General features: G+C 65.4%; 26 protein-coding genes and 1 other RNA gene. 14 read left to right on the top strand and 13 right to left on the bottom strand.

Annotated features, from left to right (window positions below; genetic code table 11):
- The first annotated feature begins 9 nt into the window (after window positions 1-9).
- From M8523_RS11830 to pgl, 3 genes are read left to right on the top strand one after another with little or no spacing between them, the layout of a single operon-like run.
- Complete coding sequence (locus tag M8523_RS11830; protein ID WP_282585068.1) at window positions 10-849, top strand: Cof-type HAD-IIB family hydrolase; 840 nt, start codon at window positions 10-12, stop codon at window positions 847-849.
- A complete protein-coding gene (gene rpe, locus M8523_RS11825) occupies window positions 849-1,532 on the top strand; it encodes a ribulose-phosphate 3-epimerase (protein WP_282585067.1) in 684 nt (227 codons plus the stop codon). The genes M8523_RS11830 and rpe overlap by 1 nt, the downstream gene beginning before the upstream one ends.
- A 16-nt stretch (window positions 1,533-1,548) precedes the next feature.
- Window positions 1,549-2,274, top strand: coding sequence for a 6-phosphogluconolactonase (pgl, locus tag M8523_RS11820; protein WP_282585066.1), 726 nt, complete (start codon window positions 1,549-1,551; stop codon window positions 2,272-2,274).
- 199 nt (window positions 2,275-2,473) lie between these two features.
- On the opposite strand, the gene M8523_RS11815 is transcribed toward pgl, so the two are convergent.
- Window positions 2,474-3,244: an ROK family protein gene (locus M8523_RS11815; protein WP_282585065.1), complete on the bottom strand. Its 771-nt coding sequence runs from the start codon at window positions 3,242-3,244 to the stop codon at window positions 2,474-2,476.
- 253 nt (window positions 3,245-3,497) lie between these two features.
- On the opposite strand from M8523_RS11815, the gene M8523_RS11810 reads away from it, so the two are divergent.
- From M8523_RS11810 to M8523_RS11800, 3 genes are all read left to right on the top strand, one after another.
- Entirely contained in the window at window positions 3,498-4,583 is a 1,086-nt protein-coding gene (locus M8523_RS11810; protein WP_282585064.1) for a TonB family protein, read from the top strand.
- Between the two features lie 210 nt (window positions 4,584-4,793).
- Window positions 4,794-5,015, top strand: coding sequence for a hypothetical protein (locus M8523_RS11805; protein WP_282585063.1), 222 nt, complete (start codon window positions 4,794-4,796; stop codon window positions 5,013-5,015).
- 550 nt (window positions 5,016-5,565) lie between these two features.
- The gene (locus M8523_RS11800) at window positions 5,566-6,144 is read left to right on the top strand and encodes a hypothetical protein (RefSeq protein WP_282585062.1); all 579 of its coding nucleotides are present in this window, start codon (window positions 5,566-5,568) and stop codon (window positions 6,142-6,144) included.
- Window positions 6,145-6,164: 20 nt separating this feature from the next.
- Here M8523_RS11800 and rsmD read toward each other — a convergent pair whose 3' ends face one another.
- A complete protein-coding gene (gene rsmD / locus M8523_RS11795; RefSeq protein WP_282585061.1) occupies window positions 6,165-6,725 on the bottom strand; it encodes a 16S rRNA (guanine(966)-N(2))-methyltransferase RsmD in 561 nt (186 codons plus the stop codon).
- A gap of 3 nt (window positions 6,726-6,728) precedes the next feature.
- Window positions 6,729-8,237: a pseudouridine synthase gene (locus tag M8523_RS11790; protein WP_282585060.1), complete on the bottom strand. Its 1,509-nt coding sequence runs from the start codon at window positions 8,235-8,237 to the stop codon at window positions 6,729-6,731.
- 140 nt (window positions 8,238-8,377) lie between these two features.
- On the opposite strand from M8523_RS11790, the gene M8523_RS11785 reads away from it, so the two are divergent.
- On the top strand, window positions 8,378-8,833 hold the full coding sequence (locus M8523_RS11785; RefSeq protein ID WP_282585059.1) for a nucleoside deaminase: 456 nt from the start codon (window positions 8,378-8,380) through the stop codon (window positions 8,831-8,833).
- A gap of 212 nt (window positions 8,834-9,045) precedes the next feature.
- Here the strand turns inward: M8523_RS11785 and ssrA are convergent.
- Window positions 9,046-9,398: a transfer-messenger RNA gene (gene ssrA / locus M8523_RS11780) on the bottom strand.
- Between the two features lie 325 nt (window positions 9,399-9,723).
- Between ssrA and M8523_RS11775 the strand changes: the two genes are divergently transcribed.
- Window positions 9,724-12,267 carry an ABC transporter permease gene (locus M8523_RS11775; protein ID WP_282585058.1) on the top strand — a complete coding sequence of 848 codons (2,544 nt, stop codon included), beginning with the start codon at window positions 9,724-9,726 and terminating at the stop codon, window positions 12,265-12,267.
- A 27-nt stretch (window positions 12,268-12,294) separates the two neighbouring features.
- On the opposite strand, the gene M8523_RS11770 is transcribed toward M8523_RS11775, so the two are convergent.
- Entirely contained in the window at window positions 12,295-13,290 is a 996-nt protein-coding gene (locus M8523_RS11770) for a glucokinase (RefSeq protein ID WP_282585057.1), read from the bottom strand.
- Window positions 13,291-13,446: 156 nt separating this feature from the next.
- On the opposite strand from M8523_RS11770, the gene M8523_RS11765 reads away from it, so the two are divergent.
- Together M8523_RS11765 and M8523_RS11760 are read left to right on the top strand one after the other, a co-directional pair.
- Entirely contained in the window at window positions 13,447-14,049 is a 603-nt protein-coding gene (locus tag M8523_RS11765; RefSeq protein ID WP_282585056.1) for a hypothetical protein, read from the top strand.
- A gap of 150 nt (window positions 14,050-14,199) precedes the next feature.
- Complete coding sequence (locus M8523_RS11760) at window positions 14,200-14,505, top strand: hypothetical protein (RefSeq protein ID WP_282585055.1); 306 nt, start codon at window positions 14,200-14,202, stop codon at window positions 14,503-14,505.
- A 24-nt stretch (window positions 14,506-14,529) separates the two neighbouring features.
- On the opposite strand, the gene M8523_RS11755 is transcribed toward M8523_RS11760, so the two are convergent.
- Complete coding sequence (locus M8523_RS11755) at window positions 14,530-14,805, bottom strand: hypothetical protein (RefSeq protein WP_282585054.1); 276 nt, start codon at window positions 14,803-14,805, stop codon at window positions 14,530-14,532.
- A 116-nt stretch (window positions 14,806-14,921) separates the two neighbouring features.
- Complete coding sequence (locus M8523_RS11750) at window positions 14,922-15,266, bottom strand: septal ring lytic transglycosylase RlpA family protein (RefSeq protein ID WP_282585053.1); 345 nt, start codon at window positions 15,264-15,266, stop codon at window positions 14,922-14,924.
- Between the two features lie 358 nt (window positions 15,267-15,624).
- On the opposite strand from M8523_RS11750, the gene M8523_RS11745 reads away from it, so the two are divergent.
- Both M8523_RS11745 and M8523_RS11740 read left to right on the top strand, forming a co-directional pair.
- Window positions 15,625-16,431: an MOSC domain-containing protein gene (locus M8523_RS11745; protein ID WP_282585052.1), complete on the top strand. Its 807-nt coding sequence runs from the start codon at window positions 15,625-15,627 to the stop codon at window positions 16,429-16,431.
- 88 nt (window positions 16,432-16,519) lie between these two features.
- Complete coding sequence (locus M8523_RS11740; protein ID WP_282585051.1) at window positions 16,520-16,741, top strand: lipoprotein; 222 nt, start codon at window positions 16,520-16,522, stop codon at window positions 16,739-16,741.
- A gap of 219 nt (window positions 16,742-16,960) precedes the next feature.
- Here M8523_RS11740 and pyk read toward each other — a convergent pair whose 3' ends face one another.
- The 3 genes from pyk to M8523_RS11725 form a co-directional block, all read right to left on the bottom strand.
- A complete protein-coding gene (gene pyk / locus M8523_RS11735; protein ID WP_282585050.1) occupies window positions 16,961-18,397 on the bottom strand; it encodes a pyruvate kinase in 1,437 nt (478 codons plus the stop codon).
- Between the two features lie 26 nt (window positions 18,398-18,423).
- Window positions 18,424-18,846 (bottom strand): DUF1036 domain-containing protein, encoded by a 423-nt coding sequence (locus M8523_RS11730; protein ID WP_282585049.1) that lies wholly within the window; start codon window positions 18,844-18,846, stop codon window positions 18,424-18,426.
- Between the two features lie 64 nt (window positions 18,847-18,910).
- Window positions 18,911-19,816, bottom strand: coding sequence for a DMT family transporter (locus M8523_RS11725; protein WP_282585048.1), 906 nt, complete (start codon window positions 19,814-19,816; stop codon window positions 18,911-18,913).
- Window positions 19,817-19,996: 180 nt separating this feature from the next.
- Between M8523_RS11725 and M8523_RS11720 the strand changes: the two genes are divergently transcribed.
- Window positions 19,997-20,791, top strand: a complete 795-nt coding sequence (locus M8523_RS11720) for an N-formylglutamate amidohydrolase (protein ID WP_282585047.1) — start codon at window positions 19,997-19,999, stop codon at window positions 20,789-20,791.
- Window positions 20,788-21,099 carry a DUF1244 domain-containing protein gene (locus M8523_RS11715; RefSeq protein ID WP_282585046.1) on the top strand — a complete coding sequence of 104 codons (312 nt, stop codon included), beginning with the start codon at window positions 20,788-20,790 and terminating at the stop codon, window positions 21,097-21,099. The genes M8523_RS11720 and M8523_RS11715 overlap by 4 nt, the downstream gene beginning before the upstream one ends.
- A gap of 54 nt (window positions 21,100-21,153) precedes the next feature.
- Here M8523_RS11715 and M8523_RS11710 read toward each other — a convergent pair whose 3' ends face one another.
- Genes M8523_RS11710 through crtY form a run of 3 tightly spaced genes read right to left on the bottom strand, consistent with a single transcriptional unit; the run spans window position 21,154 to window position 24,736 of the window.
- Window positions 21,154-22,095 (bottom strand): phytoene/squalene synthase family protein, encoded by a 942-nt coding sequence (locus M8523_RS11710; protein WP_282585045.1) that lies wholly within the window; start codon window positions 22,093-22,095, stop codon window positions 21,154-21,156.
- Window positions 22,092-23,588, bottom strand: coding sequence for a phytoene desaturase (locus M8523_RS11705; RefSeq protein WP_282585044.1), 1,497 nt, complete (start codon window positions 23,586-23,588; stop codon window positions 22,092-22,094). The genes M8523_RS11710 and M8523_RS11705 overlap by 4 nt, the downstream gene beginning before the upstream one ends.
- Entirely contained in the window at window positions 23,585-24,736 is a 1,152-nt protein-coding gene (crtY, locus tag M8523_RS11700; protein ID WP_282585043.1) for a lycopene beta-cyclase CrtY, read from the bottom strand. The genes M8523_RS11705 and crtY overlap by 4 nt, the downstream gene beginning before the upstream one ends.
- Window position 24,737 lies beyond the last annotated feature (1 nt).

The raw sequence follows: 24,737 nt of genomic DNA, 5'->3' as shown, positions 1-24,737 counted from the left end.
ACCATTTCGATGACTGAACACATCTCATCCCCACCCGGCAAGATCGCCGTGTTGTTGGCCGACGTCGACGGGACGCTGGTCACTGAGCAGAAGGTCTTGACGGAGCGAGCCATCAAGGCCGTTCGGGCGCTCAAGACTGCCGGAATCACCTTCGCGGTCACCAGTGGCCGGCCGCCGAAGGGCATGGCGATGCTGATCGAACCTCTCGCCCTCGAAACACCGATCGCCGGCTTCAATGGCGGTGCCATCGTGAAGCCCGATGGCGAGGTGATCGAGGAAAAGACCTTGCCGCCAGTTGTGGCGCGCGCGGCGATCAAGCTCATCGAAGAGCACAAAATGGACGCCTGGCTCTACACGGCCAGCGAGTGGTTCGTGCACGACCGCAAGGCGCCGCACTGCGACCGTGAGGCTTGGACAGTGAAGTTCGAGCCGAAAGTGGTTGAGACTTTCGCCGACACCGATCTCGACAAGGCGGTGAAAATCGTTGGCGTGAGCGACGATCACGATCTTGTGGCCAAATGTGAAAGCGATGCGCAAGCGGCTTTCGGCGACAAGGTCTCTGCCGCCCGCTCCCAACCCTACTATCTGGACGTCACACATCCGCATGCCAACAAGGGCGACGTGGTGGAAGTGCTCTCGAAGATGCTGGGAATTTCAAAAGACCAGTTTGCCACCATCGGAGACATGCCGAACGACGTGCTGATGTTCAAGAAGAGCGGCTTCAGCATCGCCATGGGCAATGCTAGCGACGCCGTCAAACAGCAGGCAAGCGCGACGACCGCCTCCTACAACGACGAGGGATTTGCCAAGGCGATCGAAGATTATCTCCTGAAGTCCGGTGCAGCCTGATGCAACAGCAAGGCGATGTCCTGATCGCGCCCTCGATCCTGTCGGCTGATTTCGGGCATCTGGCCGATGAGATCCAAGCCGTCGAGCGTGGCGGCGCTGATTGGATTCACGTCGATGTGATGGACGGGCGGTTCGTGCCCAATATCACATTCGGCCCGGCGCTGGTCGAGGCCGCGCGCCGCGCCACCGAACTGCCGCTCAACCTGCATCTGATGATCGTCGAGCCGGAACGGCTGATCGACGATTTCGCCAAGGCTGGTGCCGATCATCTCGTCATTCAGGCAGAGCCTTCCGCGACCATCCATCTTCACCGCGTGCTGAGCCGCATCCGTGATCTCGGCAAGTCCGCTGGGGTCGCGCTCAATCCCGGCAGCTCGCTGGCCCTGATCGAAGAGGTGCTTCACCTCTGCGATAACATCATCGTGATGACCGTCAACCCGGGGTTCGGCGGCCAAGCTTTCCTGCCGGAAACTCTGCCGAAGCTGAGCCGTCTACGCCATATGTGCCGCGAGCGGGGCCTGACGCCGCGCATCACGGTGGACGGCGGGATCACAACCAAGACCGCGCGTGCGGCCGTGGAGGCCGGCGCCGACGTGCTGGTGGCCGGTTCGTCGATCTTTGCGACTAAGGATTACGGCCGGGCAATCCGTGACATCAGGGCCAGCACCCTGGTGTCGGCATGAACAAGAGGGACTGACCATGTCGGAACTCACCGGAACCATGACGGTCTACCCCGACCCGACAGCGTTGGCCGATGGCGTCGCCGAGTGGTTGACCCAACTCGCCAGCACCAAGGACGACGTCTTCACCGTCTGTCTTTCGGGCGGTTCCACACCGCGCCGTCTCTACGAACGGCTCGCCCAATCTCCCTACCGTGAGCAGTTCCCGTGGAAGGACACGCACTGGTTCTTCGGCGACGAGCGGTTTGTTCCGACCGACCACAAGGACAGCAACTTCCGGATGGTCTCAGAGGCGCTGTTCTCCAAAGTGCCGATCCCGGACGGCCATGTGCATCGGATCGTGACGGAGCGGCCCACAGCGGAAGATGCGGCCGCCGACTACGACAAAGCTCTTCGGGATTTCTACGGTTCAAGCCATCTCGACCCGAACCGGCCGATGTTCGACGTCATGTTCCTCGGACTTGGTCCCGATGGTCATACGGCGTCGCTGATCCCTGGGGAGCCGATCCTGGACGAGCGCAACAAATGGGTCGCGAGCGTCGCTCACGGCCGACCGGAGGCCCGTATTTCAATGACCTACCCGGTCATCGAGAGCAGCCGGGCACTTGCGTTCCTGGTGACCGGCAAGGAAAAGACGCCGATGCTGCGCGCGGTTCGCGCGGGAGACACGTCGGTCCCGGCTGGCCGGCTCGTCACCTCCGGCGACATCGAATGGTTCGTCGACCGCGATGCGGCGGCCGAGTGATTTGACGTCCGCGGCCCCTTCAACAAACGAGCGGGAGAAGTCCGGCCTCAACCGCCAAGGTATAACGAGGAGCCTAAGCTTGGCACCAGGGAGCCTCAGCGCACAAGTTGACCAAGCCGGATTCGGGTTGAACGTCTCCGCAACAGACTGAAGCAGGCTTCATCAGCTCGCGTGCTTCGTACGGACGCACGACCCGTCATCATTGCGGGACGGCGCCTTCCTTCCAAAGCGCGATTCCGCCCGTCATGCCGGCATCGTTCGACACGATGGTGATGTGCTCTGGCAATGGCCCCTCGATATGCGACGCGTTGCCGCCACCGATGTAGAGGCGGTCGTAGTGGATCAGGCTTTCGAGGATCCCGATCACCTTGTGGACCCGCTTGTTCCAGCGCTTCTTGCCGATCTTCTTCAGCGCGCGATCGCCGACATAGTCGTTGTAAGTCTTCTTGGCATGCACCGGATGATGCGCGAATTCGAGGTGCGGGCCGATGATGCCATCGCGGAAGGCGGCCGTGCCGGCGCCTGTCCCCAGCGTGAGCATGAATTCGATACCGTGGCCCGAGATCGCGCCGAGCCCCTGAATGTCGGCATCGTTCGAAACCCGCACCGGCTTGCCGAAGGCCTGGCCCAAGGCACCGACCAAGTCGAAGCCGACCCAGCTTTCGTCGGAGAAGTGAGGAGCCGTCACCACGCGGCCCTGCCGGACCGCGCCAGGGTACCCGGCCGAGATGCGGTCGAAAGGCGGGAGGCTCTTGGCCATCTCCACGACCGCCTCGATCAAAGCGCTCGGCGGGGCATCGGTCGGAGTTGCCACGCGGTTGCGCTCATGCACCATCCGGCCAGAGGGGTCGAGCACCGTGCATTTGAGGCCGGTTCCCCCGATGTCGATCGCGAGCGTCATGGGGTGTGGCGGTGTCGGGTCGGCAGGCTTCGGATCCTGTTTGGCTCTTGCGGATGGCTTCTTCGACACGGAACGACCCTGCTCCTCGCTGACAATTGTTACGCGGTTTGCGTCGTCAGAGTGTCATAATCAAGCCGCAGGGGTAAATTCCGCAAGACCTTGTCGGAAACGGGTCGCCCTTGTTGCGGGTGCCTCGAACTGTGACCATTGTCCGCCCGTGACATCGCCGGATTCCCTTGACATCGTCCCCGAACGGATTCTCGATCCCGTCCGTCGCCCAGTCCTGGCGGAGCGCCTCCGGACGATATTCAGCGACGGGCTTTTGTCGCTGCTTGTCAATGCCGCCGTGGTGGGTTGGCTGATCCAAGTCGGTTGGCCGCTCAGATCCGCGCCGGCCGCGTCCGGTCCAATCTCGGTCGAGATCGTCGACCATGTCCCGGGCGAGATGACTGCAGCCACTGCGGGACGAGAGACCAGCCATCCCGAGACCAAGCCACAGGCGGACGCAAGGCCGTCGAACACATCGGACCAGCCTCCCGTCAAGGTCACTGTCCCTGACGAGAAAGGGGCCGATGCCGCGCCGGAAAAGCCGGAAGAGCCGGCGGCCGAGCCCCCAAAACAAGCCGCACAACCGGCTCCGTCAGAGATCGTGAAGGCCAGCCCGCCCGCCGGGCCAGCAACGGAGCCGGCCGATCCCTCTCCACCCCCTGTTGTACCCGACCCGACCGGGACTGCGCCAAACATGCCTCAACCGCCCGGGGTCGCCGTACCGCCCCCGCCCGAACATCCAAACAATGATGCGCGCCCACAGCTCGTCGAGGCTCCGAAGCCACCGGGGCCACCTGCGGTAGCAGGCGAGACGACACCCGAAGCTGCGCCGCATGAGCCGACCGAGCAGGACGCTTCATCGACGGAGCCCACTCCACCGCCGCCCCCTGTCGAGACCAACCCGGACCCTGAAACCCTCGTGCCGCCGCCTGCCCCAGCACCGAAAGAGCCCCCAGAGCCGACCGCAGAGCAGAAGCGCCAGGCCGAAAATACCGCCACGCTTGCGGCGATGCTGCCCTTCGGCACGTCCATTGCGGCCAGTCCATTTCAGGCCGGCCCCACGGGCCAGGGCAGCGCTACGTCGCAGGCCTATCGGGGTGCAGTCTACGGCGCCTTCGCCAAAGCCAAGGACGTGGTGGAGGCTGCACAGGCCCAGCACCTTCGTGGCCAAGCCGTGGTGGCCTTCACGCTCGACGACAAAGGCGGACTCGCAACCCTCGGCATCGCGGTTTCGAGCGGCCATCCGGATGTCGACGAGGCCGCGCTCGACTATATCCGTCACTCGGCGCCCTTCCCGCCGCCGCCGCCCGGCGCGCAACGCAGCTTCTCCCCGGCCATCGGCTTCGGCCTCGACGATTGAGGCCCGGAACCTGCTCGCGATGCCGCGGCTGCGTTCCGGCGAGCGGGACCGTGATGACGGAACCCGCGAACGAGGCCGCAGCTGCTTTAGTCGGCATGCACGAACACTTGCTCAAACGGGTGAACGGAAAGAGGGGTGCGCGCATGTGGTCGCGCGCATCGATCCAAATCGTGCCTTATGAACTGCACTTCCTTGAAGCCCGAGGCCGCCGTGACCGACACTTATGAAGACGCCGAACCCGACGAGACCGTGTTCGTCTCCGGAGTCGGCAACATGTCCTTGAGATCGGCCGTGCGCCGCTATCTGGAGGCGCGGGAACATGGCCTCCTGGTCAGCCTGTTTCGCGACGCCGGAAAGATGCCGAGCGTGTTCGACGCCGTCGATGTCGAGCGACTTTCGAAATTGAAGCGATTCAGGGTATTGGCCGGGTAGCGCAAGGCCCACGCTCTGGATCTGCTGCGTGCACGCCGCCGAATGAGGCCTTCGGTAGACCAGGGCACTCGGTTGTCCTGCCTATGATCCCCGCCGTCTGTGTGAGTAAAGGCACAGACATAGAGCAGGATTGGGTTGATCTTCACCGTGTTGGTGGACGTGAGGAGGTCATTATGGCCAAGGGCACAACATTCGCGCTGACATGCCGTCAAAGTCTTTTCCGCAAACAGGTCACCCGTTTGCAATCCCTCGAGCACAGGCGACCCAGTCTGAACGAGGTTCGCCAGATCTGGAGGGAAACCGGCTTCAAGACCGCTTAAACATAGGGGTGCAAGCCCGAGCAAAGAGCAAATGGCCGAAACCGAAGGTGCGGCTTGTTCAAGCCTGAGCCGAAGCACAGCGGCCTTGACAGCGAAGGACGCGTCTCCCTAGAGTTGGGGGTATTAATTAAAAATTTACTGAAGTTGATTTCGAGATGCTTTTCCAGACGACGCGCTCTTGTGCACTGGCAGCTCTTCTGATCATGGGGGCAGATCGGGCGGACGCCGCCATGATCAGTATGACCTACGACTTCCAGCTGAGCGACTTCCAAAACGCCAATGGACCGTCGCCCTCGCCGATCTCGCGTGTTTCGGGATCATTCACATTGGGTCTGGATCCGTCTCTGCCTGAGAATAGCTCGGTTGTGATCAAACTGAATAGTGGGACGCCGCGATCCACGTCAGGATCGGGCCTGTCCCTTGGACCGATCCTTATCGAAGGCGCTCAAAATGGCGGTGCTATCGATGAGATCGGCACGAACAATTTCGTTCTGACGCTCGACCTCTCGAATCCGCCCGCACCCCGCTTTCTAACTTGCGACGATATTCATGGGGGCATGTGCGGGTCACTCTCCGGCTCCACTTTGGCGGAAGCCTACGTCAGCCCGTCAGACCCCACCGGCCTGTTCTTTGCCGCAAGCGGGACGATTGAAGCGAGAACCGTAACGGCTCCGGACGTGCGGTTGGAAGCTGGCCCGCAAACCGTGTCGGCTGTTCCGCTTCCCGCCTCGCTGCCGATGGCCGGCTCGGCACTGCTCGCCCTCGCGGCGGCAACATACGGCAGGAAACGGACGAGCAAGCCGCTTTGAGCGCAGCGGGTCGGCGCTGCTCAAGCCTCGCGCCGCCTTACGATAACGACCTGCGTGTCGCCCTGGTGACGCTGCTCCACCTTTTCGAAGGCAGGAGGAACGGCGACGTCGGCTTCCGCGGCCTCCTCCACCACCGCGAGTGCGCCCGGCGTCAGCCAGCCACCGTCCGCCAATGTGACAAGCGCCTGATTGGCGAGACCGTGGCCATAGGGCGGGTCCAGAAAGGCGAGGCCGAAAGGCTCGACCGTGATGGCGCCGAGTTTCGTCGCATCGCGTCGGAAGATGCGTGTCGTGCCGGCGAGGCCCAGCGTCTGGACATTCTCGCGAAGCAGAGCGCGCGCTTCCGCTCCGTCGTCGACGAACAGGGCGAAGTGCGCCCCGCGCGATAGGGCTTCGAGCCCAAGGGCGCCCGTACCGGCAAAGAGGTCGATCACGCGGGTGCCGACGACGCGGTCCGCGCCGCCCCAATGCGTGAGAATGTTGAACAGAGTTTCGCGCAGCCGGTCCGCTGTCGGACGGATGGCCCGCGTCTCGGGCGCCTTGAGGGCCCGGCCCTTGAGGCGCCCGCCGACGATCCGCATGGGTCAGCCGCGGCCGCGCGGGGTTCGTCCGCCGGGCCGGGGACTTGTTCCGCCCGGCTTCGCCCGCCCGCCTCCGGATTTGGCGTCGAACCCGCCGGCTTTCGTGCCACCGCCGCGTGCAGGCCGTTCACGGCCCTCAGTCGATTTCGGTCCCGCGCGGAATTTGCCGTCCTTGACGGCTCGCCCGGTCATCGGGCGCTCGCTGGAAAATCCGCCCGCGCGTTTGTTGCCGCCGGCGGCTGTCTTGCCCGTGGCGGCACCGGCAGGCGCTGGCGCCCGGCCGGCGGATCGAGGCGCGGCCCGAGGGGGCCGAGCCTCAGTTCCCCCCTCCGCCTCACGGCGTTCGCGCGCGAAGTTGCGGGCGTTGCGGCTGGTGCCACCCTCGCCTCGATGCCGCGCCTTGTCCTCGACGCTGACGCGCTCGACCGCGATGGTGCGGCCGTGGCGGTCCTCGGTGCTCTTGCGCGTGATACGCTTGCGCGGCTCGTCGCCCGTTCCCGGTCGCTCGGCCCGCAGCGCGGAAACATGCGGCCGGGCGCGCGGCGCGGGGCGGTCCTGCCGGGGCTGCGGCACCTCGTCCTGATGGGCGCGGACGCCGCCCATCTTGGCAGGAGCCTGGGCGCGGGGCGGACGCGCCTTCGCGTCGGCCTGCTTCCTGTCGGCGACCGCCCGTGTCACGACCTCGGCCTGAACGGCATCCTCCCAGGCGACGCCAGCCTCTGCGGCCAGCGTTTCGCCGAGTTGGTCCCTGAGAATGCGCTGCCGCACCTCTTCGACCGCGCCCTCCTTGAGGTCGCCGAGCTGGAAGGGGCCGAACGACAGCCGGATCAGCCGGTTCACCGCGAGCCCGAGATGTTCGAGCACCCGCTTGATCTCGCGGTTCTTGCCTTCCCGCAGCCCCATGGTGAGCCACACATTCGCGCCCTGCGCGCGGTCGAGCGTCGCTTCGATTCCGGCGTAGTCGATGCCGTCGATCGTGATGCCGTCCTTCAGGGCATGAAGTTTTTCGGGCGACACGAAACCGTTCGCCCGTACCCGGTAGCGTCGGAGCCAGCCCGTCGCCGGCAATTCGAGCACACGGGCGAGACCTCCGTCATTGGTGAGCAGCAGCAATCCCTCGGTGTTGATGTCGAGGCGGCCGACCGAGATCAGGCGCGGCAGTTCGGGCGGCAGCGCATCGAAGACCGTGGGCCGTCCTTCCGGGTCGCGCGCCGTCGTCACCAGGCCGCGCGGCTTGTGGTACATGAAAAGCCGCGTGCGCTCGCGCGTCGTGACGGGATGGCCGTCCACCGCGATGACGTCGTCCGGGCCGATGTTGAGGGCCGGGCTCGTGATCGTCGCGCCATTGATGGCGACCCGGCCTTCCTTGATCCAGGCCTCGGCATCGCGCCGCGAACACAGGCCGGCGCGGGCCATCACTTTGGCGACGCGCTCCTTTCCGTCGTCGGGCACCTCCGCCGTTTCGGGCGCGGCGCGCTTGGCAGGGCGGGTGTCTTTGCGTATGTCGGTCATGCGGGCGTGCTACGGTCTGGCTCAGCCCGTGGGCGGAGCCGATCGCCCGTCCTCCGCGTTGGCCGGAACCGGTCTGCGTAGGATGAAGGCTCGGAATTCTCACCGGTCTTAGCAGGTTGCGGGAGAACAGGGGAAGGGCGTTGCCGCAGGATCGGTTCGACGCGATGGCGCGCGCTTTCGATGAGGCCCGCGCGGCGGCCGTGCGCGGCGAAGTTCCGGTCGGGGCCGCGCTGGTCCGCGACGGCCAGTTGATCGCCGCGGCCGGCAACCGGACGCTCGAACAGAACGACCCGACCGCCCATGCCGAGATGCTGGTCATTCGCGCGGCGGGTGCGCGCCTCGGCTCGCAGCGCCTCGCCGGCTGCGACCTCTACGTGACGCTGGAGCCCTGCGCGATGTGCGCGGCAGCCATCTCCTTCGCTCGCGTTCGCCGGCTATATTTCGCGGCGTCTGACCCGAAAGGCGGCGCGGTCGAGCATGGCCCGGCCTTCTTCGGACAGCCGACCTGCCACCACGCGCCCGAGGTCTATGGGGGATTGCGCGAGCGAGAAGCGGCGGATCTGCTGCGGGACTTCTTCGCGGGGAAACGCGGGTGAGCAGAGATTAGAGGAGGGTCGCAGACTGCTAATCTGCGCGTGGGCCGCGAGGCTGGCTCTCCGGAGCTCGTATGTCGCGCTGAAAATCAAATCACGGCAAGGCAGTGGATCTGCGGACGAACTTGCGCCGCTAGAGCCTGGCGAACCAAACCATCATCGACGAGCGTCCTGACGGTCCGAGACCGGCTTGTCGATTTTACATGTAAGCGGAAAGTGGAGGCTTCTGTTGCCAGGTGCCTCCGAACCCCGCCTAGAAGTGCAACCCCCTAGGACTTGATTCCCAGTACCAGCACTGCGTTACGCAGCGAGGGCCACCGGAGCATAGTTGTCATTGGCAACTATAAGTTTAGCCCGATAACGGTGGTACAATGCCGGGCAAAAGCCATCTCTTTACACCCGCGTCGATCCTGTTTCGGGCCCGCCAAAACGCTCGTCCTAAAGCGCTCAGGTGGACCCGCCCGGTGCTGCCCCGGGGTCCGCAGAGTTTATTCCAGATGCCGTTTATCGCCATATACGCCGAAGCGTCACAATCAAGATAAGTCGGATGGGGCGGCAGCGCAAGGCTGAGAAACGGGGGCTCTAACAGTGGCGAAGCAACACGTTGCAAATTCGCGCGATGTCCCGACATTCGGGTGCGGGGGTCGGCCTCGGAGCCGGCACCTTGGAGCTCTTGCCATGCCAGACGCCGTTTCCTCTCGTCGATCGCGCTTATGGCAACGCTGCGGCGATGGCGCGGTCACCCGTCTTGGCTTTGCGACGATGCGGATCGCCGGGGCGGCCGGGTCGGGCTCCCTGGTGGAGAAGCATGTCGCTCCAGCACCGCAAGGGGCCTCGAGCCTGTGACGATTGCCGCGACATCGCACAGTAGAGGTGAAGGCGCGCCCTCACGCTTGGCGACGATCCTCCGCTTCGCGGCGCGCGACCTGCGTGGCGGCCTCGGCGGCTACTGGATCTTTCTCGCCTGCATCGCGCTCGGCGTCGCGGCCATAGCCGGGGTGGGGTCCGTCGCGGGCGGGCTGCAGGACGGCCTCGCGCGCGAAGGACGGACGATCCTGGGCGGCGACGCGGCCTTCTCGGTGATGAACACCGAACCGCCACCCGCCGCGCAGGCGTTCCTGGCCGAACGGGGGCGCGTCTCATCGGTGGGCACACTGCGCGCGATGGGGCGAGCCGCCGATGGCGCCGCGGGGCTCATCGACATCAAGGCGGTCGATGCCGCCTATCCGCTCTCCGGCAGTGTCACGCTCGATCCGCCCCAATCGCTCGTCGCGGCGCTTGAGGAGCGTGGCGGCCGGTTCGGGATCGTGGCTGATGCGGCCCTGCCGGCGCGGCTCGGATTGAAGGTCGGCGATACGCTGGCGATCGGCACCGGGCAGTTCCAGTTGCGTGCGATCCTGACGCGGGAACCCGACAAGCTGGCCGGCGGCATCGCGCTCGGACCTCGTGTGCTCATGTCACGGGCGGCTCTGGATGGTTCCGGCTTGCTGCAGCCCGGCTCGCTCGTCCGTTGGACGACGCGCGTTCTGCTCCGCAGCGGCTCGGACGCGCCCGTCTCGACCGAAGCGCTCGACCGTTTCGTGGCCGCCGCCAAGGCTGCTTTTCCGGAGAGCGGCTGGGAGGCGCGGACGCGCAACAACGTCTCCCCCGAATTCGATCGCAATCTGGCGCGTTTCACCCAGTTTCTCACGCTCGTCGGCCTCACGGCGCTGATCGTCGGCGGGGTGGGGGTCGCCAATGCGGTGCAAGCGACGGTTGAACGCAAACGGACCAGTCTCGCGGTCATGAAGGCCTTGGGCGCGACAGGCGGGACGGTGTTCGCCGTGAGCTTGACGGCCGTGCTGGCGGTCGCGGCCCTGGGGATCGCGGCCGGTCTCGCGGTGGGGGCCGCCCTGCCCTATCTGGCCGTCATCCTGTTCGGTACCGTGATTCCGTTTCCGCTCGTCGCCACGATCGTGCCTTCGGCTCTGGGCCTCGGCGCCCTCTACGGGCTGCTGACAGCGCTCGCCTTCTCGCTCGGCGCCCTCGGCCGCGCGCATGACATCCCGGTCTCGGCGCTGTTCCGTGATGCGGTCGAGCCCGGACGACATCGCTTGCGCCCTCGCTATCGGGCGGCCGTCTTGGCGGCCGGATTGGCACTTGCCGGCGTCACGGTGCTGTTTGCGGCCGATCGCCGTCTCGCCGGCCTCTATGTGGGCGCGACCATTGTCGTGTTCCTGCTTCTCAGAGGTGTCGCGGCGGGCCTCATGGCGCTGGCCCGCGTGGCGCCCCATGCCCGCAGCCTGCCGCTGCGGCTCGCTGTCGCCAATATGCACCGGCCAGGCGCGCTGACGCCCTCGGTCGTTCTGTCGCTCGGCCTCGGCCTCACGCTTCTCGTCACCCTGACCCTGATCGACGTAAACATCCGAGACCAACTGACCCACACCGCGGCGGGCAAGACGCCGAGCTTCTTCTTCGTCGACATCCCAAACCGCGCGCAAGGCGACTTCGACGCCTTCATGAAAACCCACGCGCCCGATGCCGTGATGCAAGAAGTGCCGATGATGCGGGGACGTATCACGGCGCTCAACGGCGAGCCCGTCGAGAAGGTTAAGGCCGCCCAGGACGCCGCCTGGGTGCTCGAAGGGGATAGGGGCATCACGTTCCAGGACGGCGTCCCGGAGGGGTCCAAGCTTGTGGCGGGTGCGTGGTGGCCCAAGGACTACAATGGGCCACCGCTTGTCTCGTTCGACCGCAAGCTCGCGGACGGGATCGGCCTCAAGCTCGGCGACAGCGTGTCGGTCAATGTCCTCGGTCGCACGGTCACGGCCCGAATCGCCAATCTTCGACAGATCGATTGGGAGAGCTTCGGGATCAACTTCGTCATGGTCTTCTCGCCCAACACGTTCAGGGGCGCGCCGCATATGCTGCTCGCGACAGCCGCCTTTCCAGACGGCGGCGACCAGACGCGCGAACTCACCCTGCTGAAGGATGTCGCAGCCGCTTTCCCGACCATCACGGCCGTGCGGGTCAAGGATGCACTGGATGCCATCAACGCGCTGGTGGGCCGCCTGGCCCTGGCGATCCGGGGCGCCTCGGGCGTCGCGGTCGCGGCCTCGATCCTGGTCCTCGCCGGCGCGATCGCGGCAGGCCGGCGGTCCCGCATCTACGACGCCGTCGTGCTGAAGGTGCTCGGCGCCACCCGGGGTCGGCTACTCACCGCTTATCTCATCGAATATGGCCTGCTGGGTCTCGCGACCGCCATCTTCGGCGTTCTGGCGGGGACCGGCGCCGCCTGGTTCATCGTCACGCGGGTCATGCACTTCGACTTCGGTTTCGCCTGGGGGCCAGCGCTGACGGCGGCCGTGGTCGCGTTTCTCCTCACAATCGCCCTCGGCCTGCTTGGGACATGGCGGATCCTGGGCCAAAAGCCAGCGGGGTTCCTCAGGGCGCAGTAGCGACAGGCTGAACGGCACCAGCGCCTGTCACGCCCAGGCGCGCAGCCGGTAATCGATCGCATAGCGCTCGGGGGTCTCGGCGATGGCCGCCATGCCGCCAAGGACCGAATCGTTGTGGATGATCAGCTGCGTCGGGATCGACTCGGCCAGACGACGCACGGGCGCCTTCGCCTCGAAGGCTTCGCGGAACACGTCCGCATCGAGCAGGCTGACCACGCGCGGAAGAATGCCTCCCGCGAGAGTGACGCCGCCGGTCGCCTTGAACGTGATGGCCATGTCGCCGGCAAAGCGGCCGATCAAGCGCCAGTAGAGTGCGATGGTCCCGGCCGCGTCCGAGCGAAGGTCGGCCAGGGCCGCGCTGGTGATCTCCGCGGCCGAGAGTGGCGCGGGCGCCCCGCCCGAGGCTGCGAGACGGGCGCGATGCAGCCGTTCGAGCCCGGCCCCCGACAGGACGCTTTCGGTCGTGATCCGCCCATGCGCCTTTTCGAGGTGATGCCAGATGGTTTCCTCCTCCGGCCCCTCCGGCGCAAAGCCGATGTGGCAGGCCTCGCTCGACAATGGCACGAGTTTGCCGACGGCTTCGATCAGCCCTCCGATCCCGAGACCCGTCCCCGGGCCGAGGATCACCTTGGCGCCGCCCAAGGCGCCGCTCGGCGAGCCGATGCCATGCAGCCACTCGGGGCGCAAAGCGGGAAGTGAAAGAGCTTGCGCCTCGAAATCGTTGAGCAGGAGTCCAGCTCCAAGCCCGAGATCGCGCGCGATCTGCGGACCGTCCATGATCCAGGGCGCATTGGTGAGTTTCAGGCGGCGCCCGTCCTCGACCGGCCCGGCCCCACAGGCAATGACCGAACGCGGCTCGAACGCCGGCCCACTGACGGCCCGAATGGCCGGCGCCAGACCGGAGAAATCCGCCGTCTTCAGGGACCCGAGCGCGAGGAGGGGGCCGCCTGGCGCGGCCTGCGCCGCAATCCGGCAATTCGTTCCGCCGACATCGCAGACCACCACGGGAAACGGAAATTGCACGGTCGGGATCCTCCACGTTCTTGATCGCAGTTTGGGGAGACGGGTTCGATCCTGTCAATGGAGCGCGCAGCCCGCTGATCACGCGTCGTTCCACGTCTTGAAGGTGCCGCAATGTTCCCGCGATATTCAAACACTCGTTTGAATCGGAGCAATGTCGTGATCCTGGCACAGCGAACGGCACGTCGCTTTTTGATCTCGCTTTCCCACCAGATGGGGCTGTCGGTGGCCGGCACGCTGCTGGCCAGCCTTCTCCTGAGCGGGCTCCACGCGCCGAAGCTGGACCTGCCGAGCCGCGCGGATGCCCTGTCGGAGCGCACCAGCGGCGGCAAACTTGCCGCGCGCGCGGATGCCGGCGCGGCAAATCAAGATGGTTTCGTCTTGCTGACCGCATTGCCGCTCATCCTGCCGATGTTCACGGCGCCGAGCGTGCCTCAGATCGATCTGGCCCTCCCCGATGCGGACCTGCCGGCTGCTGCTGCACCGTCCAGCATCATCGCGACGGCTTGGGTCGACACCGTACGGCCCGCTCGGGCCGTGTCCCATATCGGTGCGAAACGGCGCAGCGCCACGGACACGGCCTTGAGCGTCGTACCACCTCGGCGCGCCGACTATCTGCCTGTCTCGCTTGCCTCAAGTCTCGACCAAGCGACCGACAGCGCGACATCGGCGCTGAACGGCGGCATATGGGCGAAATCCAAGCGGATCTACCAACATGTGGCGCTTTGGAGCGGCGCGCTGCTGGATCGGGTCGTCCCTTGAGCACTGCGGCGGCTCGGGGCGGAGCACCATGGCAAGTCCCGCTCTGTCTCAAATTCGGACGACCAAGCTCTCTCCGGTGGGGGAGCGATTAAGGCCCTATCAGCCATCTTTTCATATCCTGCGGGCATCGAAGGCCGCAGGAGACAACCGATGGGCGTGCCAAATTTCCGCTTTGTGGCATCGAGCGACGAGGCTCCCGAACTGGATGCGCAGTTCTGGCGCGACGTCGATGCGTCCGACCGGCTCGCTTCGCGCTTCAAGGCGAACCTCTACTTGCGCGAATTGTGTCGGAGCAAAGCCTGGGACGAGGCGGGCTTTCCAGAGGCCGCGGCCACCCATTTCGCCCGAGAACATCGCGAGGCCGCGCTTCTCCGCGAAGTCCGGGCACGCGGCTACCGCTTGTTCGGCTCGGATCTCGACGACCTCGCCGGCCCGCGTCTGGCGATTGCCGGCTGACCCGGTAGTCCAAACCGGAGCGCGTTAGAACGGAATATGACGCCGGCGGAGACCGGCCTCAAAGGTTGTCCGGCACGTCGGTGTCAGTTTCAAGCGGCTCGACTTCATGCATGCGAGCAAAGCCTCTTCGTCTGGAAAGCTCGTGCTGCAGAGCTCGACCGCATCGTTCTGGCAGGCCGCACGCTCGATATCCGTGACCTGGTACTTATTGGTGTTGACTTGATAATGGCCGGGCTGGGCCATTGCCCCGCCGGTAAAGTCCATCCAGACCAAGACAAAAGCCAGCCAACGTCTCATCATCAAATCGTCCTCATTACAAAAATCTTACAAAGCTTCGCCTCGGCTCGGCAATTGCCGGAACGACCGCGCCGGCGGAAAGCCAGCACGGTGGTAAATTTGATGCAGTAGCGGCGGCCTCAGAGCGGCGCGAGGCTCACGGGGGCCGACCCGTTCATGCCGATCGCGCGGGCCGAGGCGTGCGACAGGTCGATCACCTTGCCGGTCCCAAAGGGCCCCCGATCATTGATCCGGACCACGACGGAGCGGCCATTCGCGCGATTCGTGACCAGCACATGACATCCGAGGGGCAGCGACCGGTGCGCGGCAGTCAGACCGTTGCTGTTGAAGCGTTCGCCACTGGCCGTTCGCCGGCCTTGGAAGCCGGGGCCATACCATGAAGCCAACCCGCTGAGACGTGGCGTAGACCCGTGAGAAAAGCGATGAACGTAATGGGCCTGAGCGGAAGAATGGTTTGCAAGCATACCAACAGTTAACGCAACGCTAACAACAAATCCGGATCTCACTATATCATCATCCTTTTCCGTTTCGAACGGCGGGGCAAATGATGTTTGTTTGTGTTCACAATATGGAGCCTGCATCCGACAGGGGGACGCTGTGGTAAAACTGTTAGGCTTATTATTTCTTCTTTCAGTAGTATTCGTCTGATCTATCCAAGTTGTGTGAATGTGGAGCATGAGGATGGACACTTTAGATGTTGCCGATCCGCAACATCTAAAAAGTTCCGTCGGGGCGTAAAAAATGGGCGGCCTGCCGCCGCTTCTGGTGCTCTGTATGTTTGAAGGGATAGCTTCCAAAGACGGGCTGCTCCCGGAACTCGCCATGCCGAACGTTGCCGCTCTCACCATCTTCCCCGTCAAATCGCTGCGAGGCCGGGGCACTGCTTCGGCGGACGTGGAAGCCTGGGGGCTCGCGGGCGACCGCCGTTTTCTGATCGTCGATGCGACCGGGCGTTTTCTCACCCAGCGTGAACTGCCCGCGATGGCCACTATCGAGGCGTGGTTCGACGGCGCGGGCTTGATGATCACCCATCCCGACGGCGCCACGCTCGCGGTCGACCGACCTGGTGACGAAGCCGAAAGCCTGATCGTGACGGTTTGGCGGGATCGCGTGGAGGCTCGCGCCGTGTCACAGACAGCGGACGATTGGCTCCGCGCGGCCTTGGGCCGAGAGTGCCGGCTCGTTTTCATGGCGGACCCGGCGGCGGCGCGGCCCGTCGATCCGCGCTTCGGCACCGCGGAGGATCGCGTCAGCTTCGCCGATGGCTTCCCGCTGCTGCTGACGTCGACCGCATCGCTAGCAGACCTGAACGGCCGATTGGCGGAACCGGTACCGATGGACCGGTTTCGGCCGAACATCGTCGTCGACGGCGCGCTTCCTTGGGCGGAGGATGGATGGAAGCGCCTGCGGGTGGGCGCGGTCACATTCGACGTGGTCAAGCCCTGTGCGCGTTGCATCGTGACGACGACCGATCAGATCACCGGTGCACGCCACCCCGGCGCCGAACCCATCCGGACCCTGCAGAGATTCCGCCGTGATGCCGCCGGTCAGGTCCTGTTCGGCCAGAACATCATCCCGCGCACGCAAGGACGCATCGCAGAAGGCGACCCGATCGAAATTCTGGCTTGATCGACCCAGCGCCGGTGACGGTTGACGTCGGCGCCCGTCAATGCGACAGGCTGCGCGCTTTGTTCACAGAAACGCAAGGGGAACCGGAATGAAGCGATTGCTCCTGGCACTGGTGGCAGGCCTTGTGCTGGCTGGATGTCAGTCGGAGGAAGATTCCTTCTACAATGCCCCGAAGGCGCTCGATAAGATGACGCCGGAGGAAGTCTGCAAATTTTACGAACATTACGTCGCCAACCCGGACCTGTCGGCTCACAACAGGGCCTTGGCAATGGACCAGATGCGCGCGAAGGGCTGTTCGGCCAAAGGTTAGCTTGCCCTAGGCCTGCTGAGCCTCGGACCAAGCCTTAACGGGTCTGGCGGGCGACACAGCGCGACTTTATGGCGTCTTCGAACCGGCACCCTACCTAGAATTCAGGCCGCGCTAAATCATCCTACTCCGCCCTTGACGAGCCGGACGCAGGCTCTCACTTGTATGCCGCTACCCCTGAACGGGCGTAGCCTCGACCTCAATGCCGAGGGTACGCACCATCTAAGCGGTCGTCGCGGTCTCGGCTTTGACAAAGGCGAGACGCACCATGTTGGTGGCGCCAGGCGAACCGAAGGGCAGGCCGGCCACGATGATGATCCGGTCGTCGGCGCCCGCAAATCCTTCGGAGAACGCAAGGGCACAGGCGCGGCGGGCCATATCGTCGACGTCGCGGGCGTCCGCCGTCACCAAGGGGTGCACGCCCCAGGCGAGGGTGAGACGCCGGGCCGCATCGATGTTCGGCGTAAGTGCCAGGACCGGCATGTTCGGGCGCTCGCGGGCAATGCGCAGACCGGTTGCCCCCGACGCGGTCCAGGCCACGACGGCCTTGAGGTCGAGATTCTCGGCCGCGACGCGGGTCGCGAAAGCCATCGTGTCGGCGCCGGTCGGCTCGGGCTCCGAGCGCTGCGAGGCGATGATCTGCCCGTAGAGCGGGTCGCGCTCCACTTCCTCGGCAATGCGGTTCATCGTGCTCACCGCTTCGAACGGAAATTGACCCGAGGCACTTTCGGCCGACAGCATCACGGCATCCGCGCCCTCGAAGACGGCGGTGGCGACATCCGACACTTCGGCGCGGGTCGGCACCGGCAGAGTGATCATGGATTCGAGCATCTGGGTCGCGACCACGACCGGCTTGCCCATGCGGCGGCACAGTCGCGTGATTCGCTTCTGCAGGCCCGGCACCTTTTCGAGCGGCATTTCGACACCGAGGTCACCGCGCGCCACCATGAGGGCATCGGAGATCTCGACGATCTCCTCAAGCTTGGTGATGGCCTGCGGCTTCTCGATCTTGGCCAGGACCGAGGCACGACCGCGTGCGATCTTCTTCACCTCGGCGACGTCGTCGGCGCGCTGCACGAAGGAGACCGCGATCCAGTCGACGCCCTCATTGAGCGCGGCATCGAGATCCGACCGATCCTTCGCCGTCATGGCCGATGTGGAAATCTCCGTATCGGGCAGGCTGACGCCCTTCTTGTTCGAGATACGGCCCGCCACGTCAACAGTCGCGACCGCTCTTGTCTCCGTGGCCTCCGCGATGTGCAGTTTCACCTTGCCGTCGTCGATCAGCACCGTGTGACCGGGCCTGAGCGCCCGCAGAATTTCCGGATGCGGCAGATGCACACGGTTGATGTCGCCCGGGGTCGGATCGCTGTCGAGAACGAAACTCGCGCCCTTGGGCAGATCGACCGGCCCGTCGGCGAAGGTGCCGACACGAAGCTTGGGGCCTTGCAGATCCACCAGGATGCCGATCGGCCGTTTGTATTCGGCCTCGATCGACCGGATCATGCGGATGCGCTCGCGCATCGCGTCATGGCTCGAATGACTCATGTTGATCCGGAACACATCGGCGCCAGCCTCGAACAGTCGAACCAGGGTGGCCCGATCCTGTGACGCAGGGCCAAGCGTCGCCAGGATCTTGACGCGTCGATGCCGTCTCATCATCCACCTCTTCTCATGTGGGTCGCTTAACGGCCGGTGCCCGGCTTGGCCGGGTCGGTCAGCTGCACGGTCCAGTTCTTTGCATCACGTCCCGTATCGACTTCGAAGAAGCCGGTCCGGTCAAAACCACGCACATAACAATCCTGCCGGCCTTCAATGCGGAACTCGCGGTCCCGCGTGCACATGAAGGCCTTGCCCTTCCACTCGCCGCCGCTCTCGTCCATGCCGTAGACATAGTAGAACTGTGCCGCGAGCGGGCCACGCAGCAGCGTCTCGCAGTTGGTGGATTTGAGGTTCCACCATCCTTCGGAGACCCACGCCTGACCGTCCGTATAAGCCAGGGAGATCGACACCCGGCTTGCGGTGTTGTTGCAGATACGAAAGTCCGCACGGACCTGGGGCGCCAACACGAGACTGGTCGCCAGGGCTACGAGAATCGGACGGAGCATGCGCCGGGTCATAGGCCATCCGCCCCGTCTTGGCCATGCTGGATCACCAGAAAACCTCGTCGGATCATGGTTCCACCACCACGGCCGCCTGTCGCGGACGGGCGACCCAAATGCCGGCCACGATCAGCAAGCCGCCCAGAACCTGAAGAGTCGAGACGGGTTCGCCGAGGATCAGCAGCGCCGCCAATGCAGCCGCAACCGCTTCGAGAAAGATCACCAGGGAAGAAAAGACCGTCGGCAGCAGCCCGAGCGCATAGGACAGAAGCCCCTGGCCACCCGCCTGACTGACGAGGGCCAGACTGAGCAGCGCGCCCCATCCGGCCGCCGACCGCGGCAGCAACTGGTGCTCGAACCCGATCGCCGCGACGGCGAGAACCGCAGCCGTGATGACGCTGATCTCGAACGTCACCCGGGCGGCTCCAACACTCCCGCGTGCCGCCCTCACGGCGAGGAAATAGAGGCCGAAGAACACGCCTGTGATGATTCCATAGGCGTCGCCGCTCACATGCTCCGGCGCCAGTTGCAAGCTTTGCCAGACCAGGGAGGCCCCGCCGAGGAGACAGAGGCCGAGGCCGAGCAGCACCGCGACGCTCACGCGCTCGCGAAAGAGAAGCCAGCCGAACAGCACCACCCAGAGCGGCGCACTTGTGGCGAAGAACGTGGCATTGGCCACTGACGTGTGCACGATCGACAGATGCCAGAAAAACAGATCACCCGCGAAGGCGAGACCCGCAAGGATCGTAGGCCGCGAGAACGGGCGCGGCGGGTTCGCCGGACGGCCTTCGGATGCCCGCATCCAAAGCCACAGCACCGGCAGCGCCAGGAACACACGCCAGAATGCCGAGGTGAACGGCCCCACGTCGGCCAGCCGAACCGCGATGGGCGACAATCCCATGGCGATGGCGCCGAGAACGAGCGCCGCAACGGGCATGACACTGCCCGTGGGCCGCGTGATCGCAAGTGACGACATGAGTGAGCGCGAGATCCTCGGCGAACGGGCGGGATGTGCCGCCGCGCAGCTGTGTGTGCTATGGCACTTGGGCGTGACAATCGCTACCCTTCCGCCGTGAGCCGCGAAACTTTGATGCCAGCAATCCAGACCGGACCCGAGCACCGGGATGAGCCTCCCGTCATCGCTGTGGACGGTCCGATGGACGCAGGCTTGCTTCTATTATGCGATCACGCCTCCAACCGCCTGCCGGCACGCTATGGCAGGCTGGGGCTCGACCCGTCGGAATTCGAGCGCCACATCGCCTATGACATCGGCGCCGAAATCGTGACCCGCACGATGGCCGCCATCCTCAAGGTCCCGGCTTTGCTGACGACCTTTTCGCGTCTCCTCATCGATCCGAATCGCGGCGCCCGCGATCCGACCCTGGTGATGCGGATCTCCGATGGCGCCATCGTGCCCGGCAACGCGACAGTGGACGACGCGGAAGTCGCGCACCGAATCGCCAGCTACTGGCAGCCCTACCGGGACCGCATCGACGTGACACTCGACGCGATGATCGCGACCGGCCGCATCCCGGCCGTCGTGGCAATGCATTCCTTCACGCCTTCGATGAAGGGCGTGGCACGGCCCTGGCACATCGGGCTGCTCTGGGACGACGATTCCCGCATCGCCGCACCCTTGCTCCGGGCGTTGGCGAAGGAGCCCTATCTGGCTCCCCCGGCGGAGCGCATCGGCGACAACGAGCCCTATGATGGCGCGCTGCCGGGCGATACAATGGACACGCATGCCACGCGGCGCGGCCTCGCCAACGTACTGATCGAGGTGCGACAGGACCTGATCCGCAACGATGCCGATGCCTCGGCCTGGGGCGTGCGACTCGCACAGGTTCTGGCGCCGGTGCTCCGCCGCCCCGACATCGCCGTCATTCGGCACCATGGAAGCCGGGCCGGCCGTCCGGCCCGGCGGCTCTCCGACCTGGAGTTCTCCCCATGACCCGTCCCGACCCGGCCCAGCAGACCGAACTCGAAGCGGCCGCCTTCCGGCGCCTTGTCGCGCATCTGCGCGAGCGCACGGACGTCCAGAACATCGACCTCATGAACCTGGCCGGCTTCTGCCGCAACTGCCTGTCCAATTGGATCGAGGATGCGGCCAGGGACAAAGGCCTCGATCTGACGCGGGCCGAAGCGCGCGAGCAGGTCTATGGCATGCCCTATGACAGCTGGAAGGCCTTGCACCAGCGGGAAGCGACCGCGACGCAACAGTCGGAGTTCGAGCAGGGTGCCCCGCACCGGCACGGATGAACGACGCTGTCGAACCTTTTTTGGACGACCTCTGACGTTCTTGTCTAGGAACCGTCAGGGCACCGTCCACAATCCTGCTCTCGCCGGCTCTTCCCGAGGCATCGTCCTGACGGCTGCCGAGAATGCGCCGACCGCGACATGCCCGAGCTTGGCGGCCGTCGAGGTGGACACCCGGCGATCCCAGGCCTGCGGGCCGCGGCGGACCACTTCGGTGCCGATGGCGCGATACACGCCATGCGCCGTCGCGATGGCCCAGGCCGCTCGAAAGGGCAGCGCCCGTATCCCCACGGTGGCCGAGGCGTAATAGGGTTCGGCGGCAGCGACCAGCCGGGCCGCCACGCGCGCCACGGCCGCACGGTGGGCCGGCTGTGCCACCTCGTCCCGCGCAACGCCTTCCTGATCGAGCCAGGACTCGGGACAATAGACCCGCCCGTTCTCGGCATCCTCGACGATATCGCGCGCGATATTGGTCAACTGGAACGCGAGACCAAGATCGCAGGCGCGCCGCAACACCGACGGCTGCCGCGCCCCCATGACATGGGCCATCATCAGACCCACGACGCCCGCCACGCCATAGCAATAGGCCAAGGTGTCATCGAGGGTGCGATAACGCTGTCCGGCGACATCCATGGCGAAGCCGTCGAGATGATCGAGGGCATAGCGGGCCGGAATGGCATGACGGCGCATCACGGCGCCGACGCCGGCGAAAACCGGATCGGTGGCTGTGCCGGCGAGCGCAGCCTCGGTCTCGCGGCGCAAGGCCGCGAGCCTCTCGTCGGGCGCGAGCCGGCTTGCGACAGCGGCCGCGAAGCCGAGATCCTGGCCGTCCACCACATCGTCGCAGTGCCGGCACCAGGCGTAGAGCAGCACCGCGTCTGCCCGCATGGCCGGATCGAACAACCGTGCGGCCGCCGCGAAGCTCTTCGATCCCTGACGGATCGTGGCGGTGGCGGCCGCGACCCTCGCCCGGTCATGCGGTAGGGCCGATGCCGTCACGCGGGCGCCAGACCGGCGTCGGCCAGCATCAGCCCGGCGGTCGCCTTGGCCGAGCCGATCACGCCCGGCACGCCCGCGCCGGGATGCGTGCCGGCCCCGACGATGTAGAGGTTGGGGATCACGTCATCACGGTTATGCGGGCGGAACCAGGCGCTCTGGGTCAGGATCGGCTCGACCGAGAAGGCAGACCCGACATGGGCGTTCAGCTCATCGCGGAAATCGAGGGGGGTAAAGATCCGGCTCGTCACGAGATCGTCCCGGAGACCGGGCAGACAGCGCTCTTCGAGATAGGCGAAGATGCGGTCGCGGTATTTCGGACCCTCGACCTGCCAGTCGACATCGGGCGCTGTTCCGAGATGCGGCACCGGCGCCAGCACGTAGAAACTTCCGCCGCCGGGCGGTGCGAGAGACGGGTCCGTGACGCAGGGGTTGTGCAGGTACAAGGAGAAATCATCCGCGAGCGTCTCCTTGTTGAAGATCGCGTCGATCAACCCTTTGTAGCGTGGTCCGAACAGGACCGTGTGGTGGGCGACCTCGGGCCGGTGCCGTTTCAACCCGAAATAGATCACGAAGAGCGACATCGAGTGCCGCTGGCGCTTGATCTTGGCGGCCTTGGCGGGACCACGCGGGGTGTCGCGCAGCATCCTGTCGTAGGTGTGCACGACGTCGGCATTGGACGCCACACGATCGAAGGCCAGCGTTTCACCACCAGCGAGAACGACGCCCGTGGCGCGACCGCCCTCGGTCAGGATCCGGTCGATCGGCGCATTGAGCCGCACCGCGCCGCCGAGATCCTGGAACAGGCGGATCATCCCATTCACCAGCGCCCCGGTGCCCCCCTTGGGGAACCAGACGCCCCATCGCCGCTCCAGCGCGTGGATCAGCGCATAGATGGCCGAGGTCGCGAAGGGATTGCCACCGACGAGCAGCGAATGGAACGAAAAGGCCTGCCGCAGTTCCTCGTCCTTGATGAAACGCGCCACGATCGCATAGACGCTGCGCCAACTCTCGAGCCGCATCAACTGCGGCGCAACCTTGATCATATCGCGAAACTGCAGGAACGGCACGGTGCCGAGCTTCAGATAGCCTTCCGCGAAGACGGCTTCCGAATAGGCCAGGAACTTACGGTAGCCGGCGACATCCTCCGGACTCTTGAGGGCGATCTGCCGGTCGAGCTCGGCCTGGTCATTGACATAATTGAACGTGAAGCCGTTTTCCCAGGACAGGGCGTAGAAGGGGCTCACGGGCAGCAGAGTGACATAGTCGGCGAGCTTACGACCCGTGAGCGCAAAAAGCTCCTCGATGGCACTCGGATCCGTGATGACAGTGGGACCGCCGTCGAAGGTGAATCCCTGGTCCTCGTAGACGTAGGCGCGACCGCCGGGCTTGTCGCGCTTCTCGAAGAGGGTCGTGGCGATCCCCGCGCTCTGTAGCCGGATGGCAAGCGCAATGCCGCCGAACCCCGCCCCGATCACTGCCGCTGTCCGCGTCATTCATGCATCCCGTTGTCCAGCAACGCCTTGATGGCGCCCAGAATGGGCACGGGCGGCTTGCCGCTGAGCAGGCGCATCTTGTCGAGGCCCGTCAAAGCGCCGGCATAAAAGCGCGTGATCGTGTCCCGGGGGAAGCGGTAGAAACGACGCATCATGGTCCAGCGCTCTGCCGGGACACCGGCCTGGAACAACATCCGGTTCAACCCGCGGAAGATTCGCTGCTCTCGCCACCGCCGCCGCGCGGTGGCCTCGATCGCGGCATGAACGGCGGCAGCTTCGAACGACGGAAGGCTCGCCAGGCGATCGGCGAGACGAACGGCCTCGGCGAAGGAATAGCCGGTCGTCGGATGAAACAACCCGGCCCGCAGCCCGGCGCGGGGCTGACCGGGCTGCGCGGCCCAGAAGGCGTCGATGTCCCCGGCCAGAGTAATGGGCAGGATCCCGCTTTCCTCGCGCAGAAGACGCAGCACGGTCCAGCCCCGTACTTTCACATAAGCATCGATCCGTGCCCGGAGCGCCCGCGCATCGAGCGCCGGCGTATCGGCATAATAGGTGTCCTCCACCAAGACCCGGTCGGGCTCGAAGGGCAGCAGGTAGACGAAACGGTAGCCGTCCTCCTGCGTCACCGTCGCATCCATGACAACCGGCCCGGTCAAGCCGTGCGGAGCCGCGAGCCTCAGATCTTGGCCGAAGAATTTCTGATAAGCCAGCCGCAGATGCGGCGTCGAGGGGACGCCGCGCCCATCGATGACCGCCGCGGCCTCCATCCGGGTCCCGTCCGCGAGGGTGACGGCGGTCGGCCCGATCTCGGTCACATTCGCTCCCAACCGGGTCGCGATCTTCGCCTGATCGAGAACCGCCGAAAAGCGCTCCGACGTCGCGCTGCAATAGCCGAGATCGAGCCGCCGCGTGAACTCCGGAAAGATGACGTCGTAATGGTCCCAGCGATGGTTGACGAACGGCGCGACCCAAGCCGCTTGCGCGTCGGTGAGGTCCCGCGTGTGAAACGACCAGGTGTGATTGCCGCCGAGCACACGCCCGGCTTCGAGCACCAGAACGCGAAGCTCGGGCCGGACCGCCGCGAGCCGGTAGGCGATGAGGCCATTGGCCAGACCACCTCCGACGAGAATGAGATCCCAAGCAGCCACG

The sequence above is a fragment of the Lichenifustis flavocetrariae genome, from assembly GCF_026130545.1.
GTDB lineage: Bacteria > Pseudomonadota > Alphaproteobacteria > Rhizobiales > Beijerinckiaceae > Lichenihabitans > Lichenihabitans flavocetrariae.
Note: the sequence above shows the minus strand (reverse complement) of the source record. Positions and strands in the feature narration are given on the sequence as shown.

What these genes read in the sequence shown, in the direction of transcription:
- M8523_RS11720 (WP_282585047.1), top strand. Translation starts at nt 19,997, where the DNA reads ATGGACGCAGGCTTGCTTCTATTATGCGATCACGCCTCCAACCGCCTG.
- M8523_RS11755 (WP_282585054.1), bottom strand. Translation starts at nt 14,805, where the DNA reads ATGATGAGACGTTGGCTGGCTTTTGTCTTGGTCTGGATGGACTTTACC.
- M8523_RS11750 (WP_282585053.1), bottom strand. Translation starts at nt 15,266, where the DNA reads ATGCTTGCAAACCATTCTTCCGCTCAGGCCCATTACGTTCATCGCTTT.
- M8523_RS11790 (WP_282585060.1), bottom strand. Translation starts at nt 8,237, where the DNA reads ATGACCGACATACGCAAAGACACCCGCCCTGCCAAGCGCGCCGCGCCC.
- pgl (WP_282585066.1), top strand. Translation starts at nt 1,549, where the DNA reads ATGTCGGAACTCACCGGAACCATGACGGTCTACCCCGACCCGACAGCG.
- M8523_RS11730 (WP_282585049.1), bottom strand. Translation starts at nt 18,846, where the DNA reads ATGCTCCGTCCGATTCTCGTAGCCCTGGCGACCAGTCTCGTGTTGGCG.
- M8523_RS11800 (WP_282585062.1), top strand. Translation starts at nt 5,566, where the DNA reads ATGATCAGTATGACCTACGACTTCCAGCTGAGCGACTTCCAAAACGCC.
- M8523_RS11760 (WP_282585055.1), top strand. Translation starts at nt 14,200, where the DNA reads ATGGGCGTGCCAAATTTCCGCTTTGTGGCATCGAGCGACGAGGCTCCC.
- M8523_RS11705 (WP_282585044.1), bottom strand. Translation starts at nt 23,588, where the DNA reads ATGACGCGGACAGCGGCAGTGATCGGGGCGGGGTTCGGCGGCATTGCG.
- M8523_RS11715 (WP_282585046.1), top strand. Translation starts at nt 20,788, where the DNA reads ATGACCCGTCCCGACCCGGCCCAGCAGACCGAACTCGAAGCGGCCGCC.
- M8523_RS11725 (WP_282585048.1), bottom strand. Translation starts at nt 19,816, where the DNA reads ATGTCGTCACTTGCGATCACGCGGCCCACGGGCAGTGTCATGCCCGTT.
- pyk (WP_282585050.1), bottom strand. Translation starts at nt 18,397, where the DNA reads ATGAGACGGCATCGACGCGTCAAGATCCTGGCGACGCTTGGCCCTGCG.
- M8523_RS11830 (WP_282585068.1), top strand. Translation starts at nt 10, where the DNA reads ATGACTGAACACATCTCATCCCCACCCGGCAAGATCGCCGTGTTGTTG.
- M8523_RS11740 (WP_282585051.1), top strand. Translation starts at nt 16,520, where the DNA reads ATGAAGCGATTGCTCCTGGCACTGGTGGCAGGCCTTGTGCTGGCTGGA.
- rsmD (WP_282585061.1), bottom strand. Translation starts at nt 6,725, where the DNA reads ATGCGGATCGTCGGCGGGCGCCTCAAGGGCCGGGCCCTCAAGGCGCCC.
- rpe (WP_282585067.1), top strand. Translation starts at nt 849, where the DNA reads ATGCAACAGCAAGGCGATGTCCTGATCGCGCCCTCGATCCTGTCGGCT.
- M8523_RS11745 (WP_282585052.1), top strand. Translation starts at nt 15,625, where the DNA reads ATGCCGAACGTTGCCGCTCTCACCATCTTCCCCGTCAAATCGCTGCGA.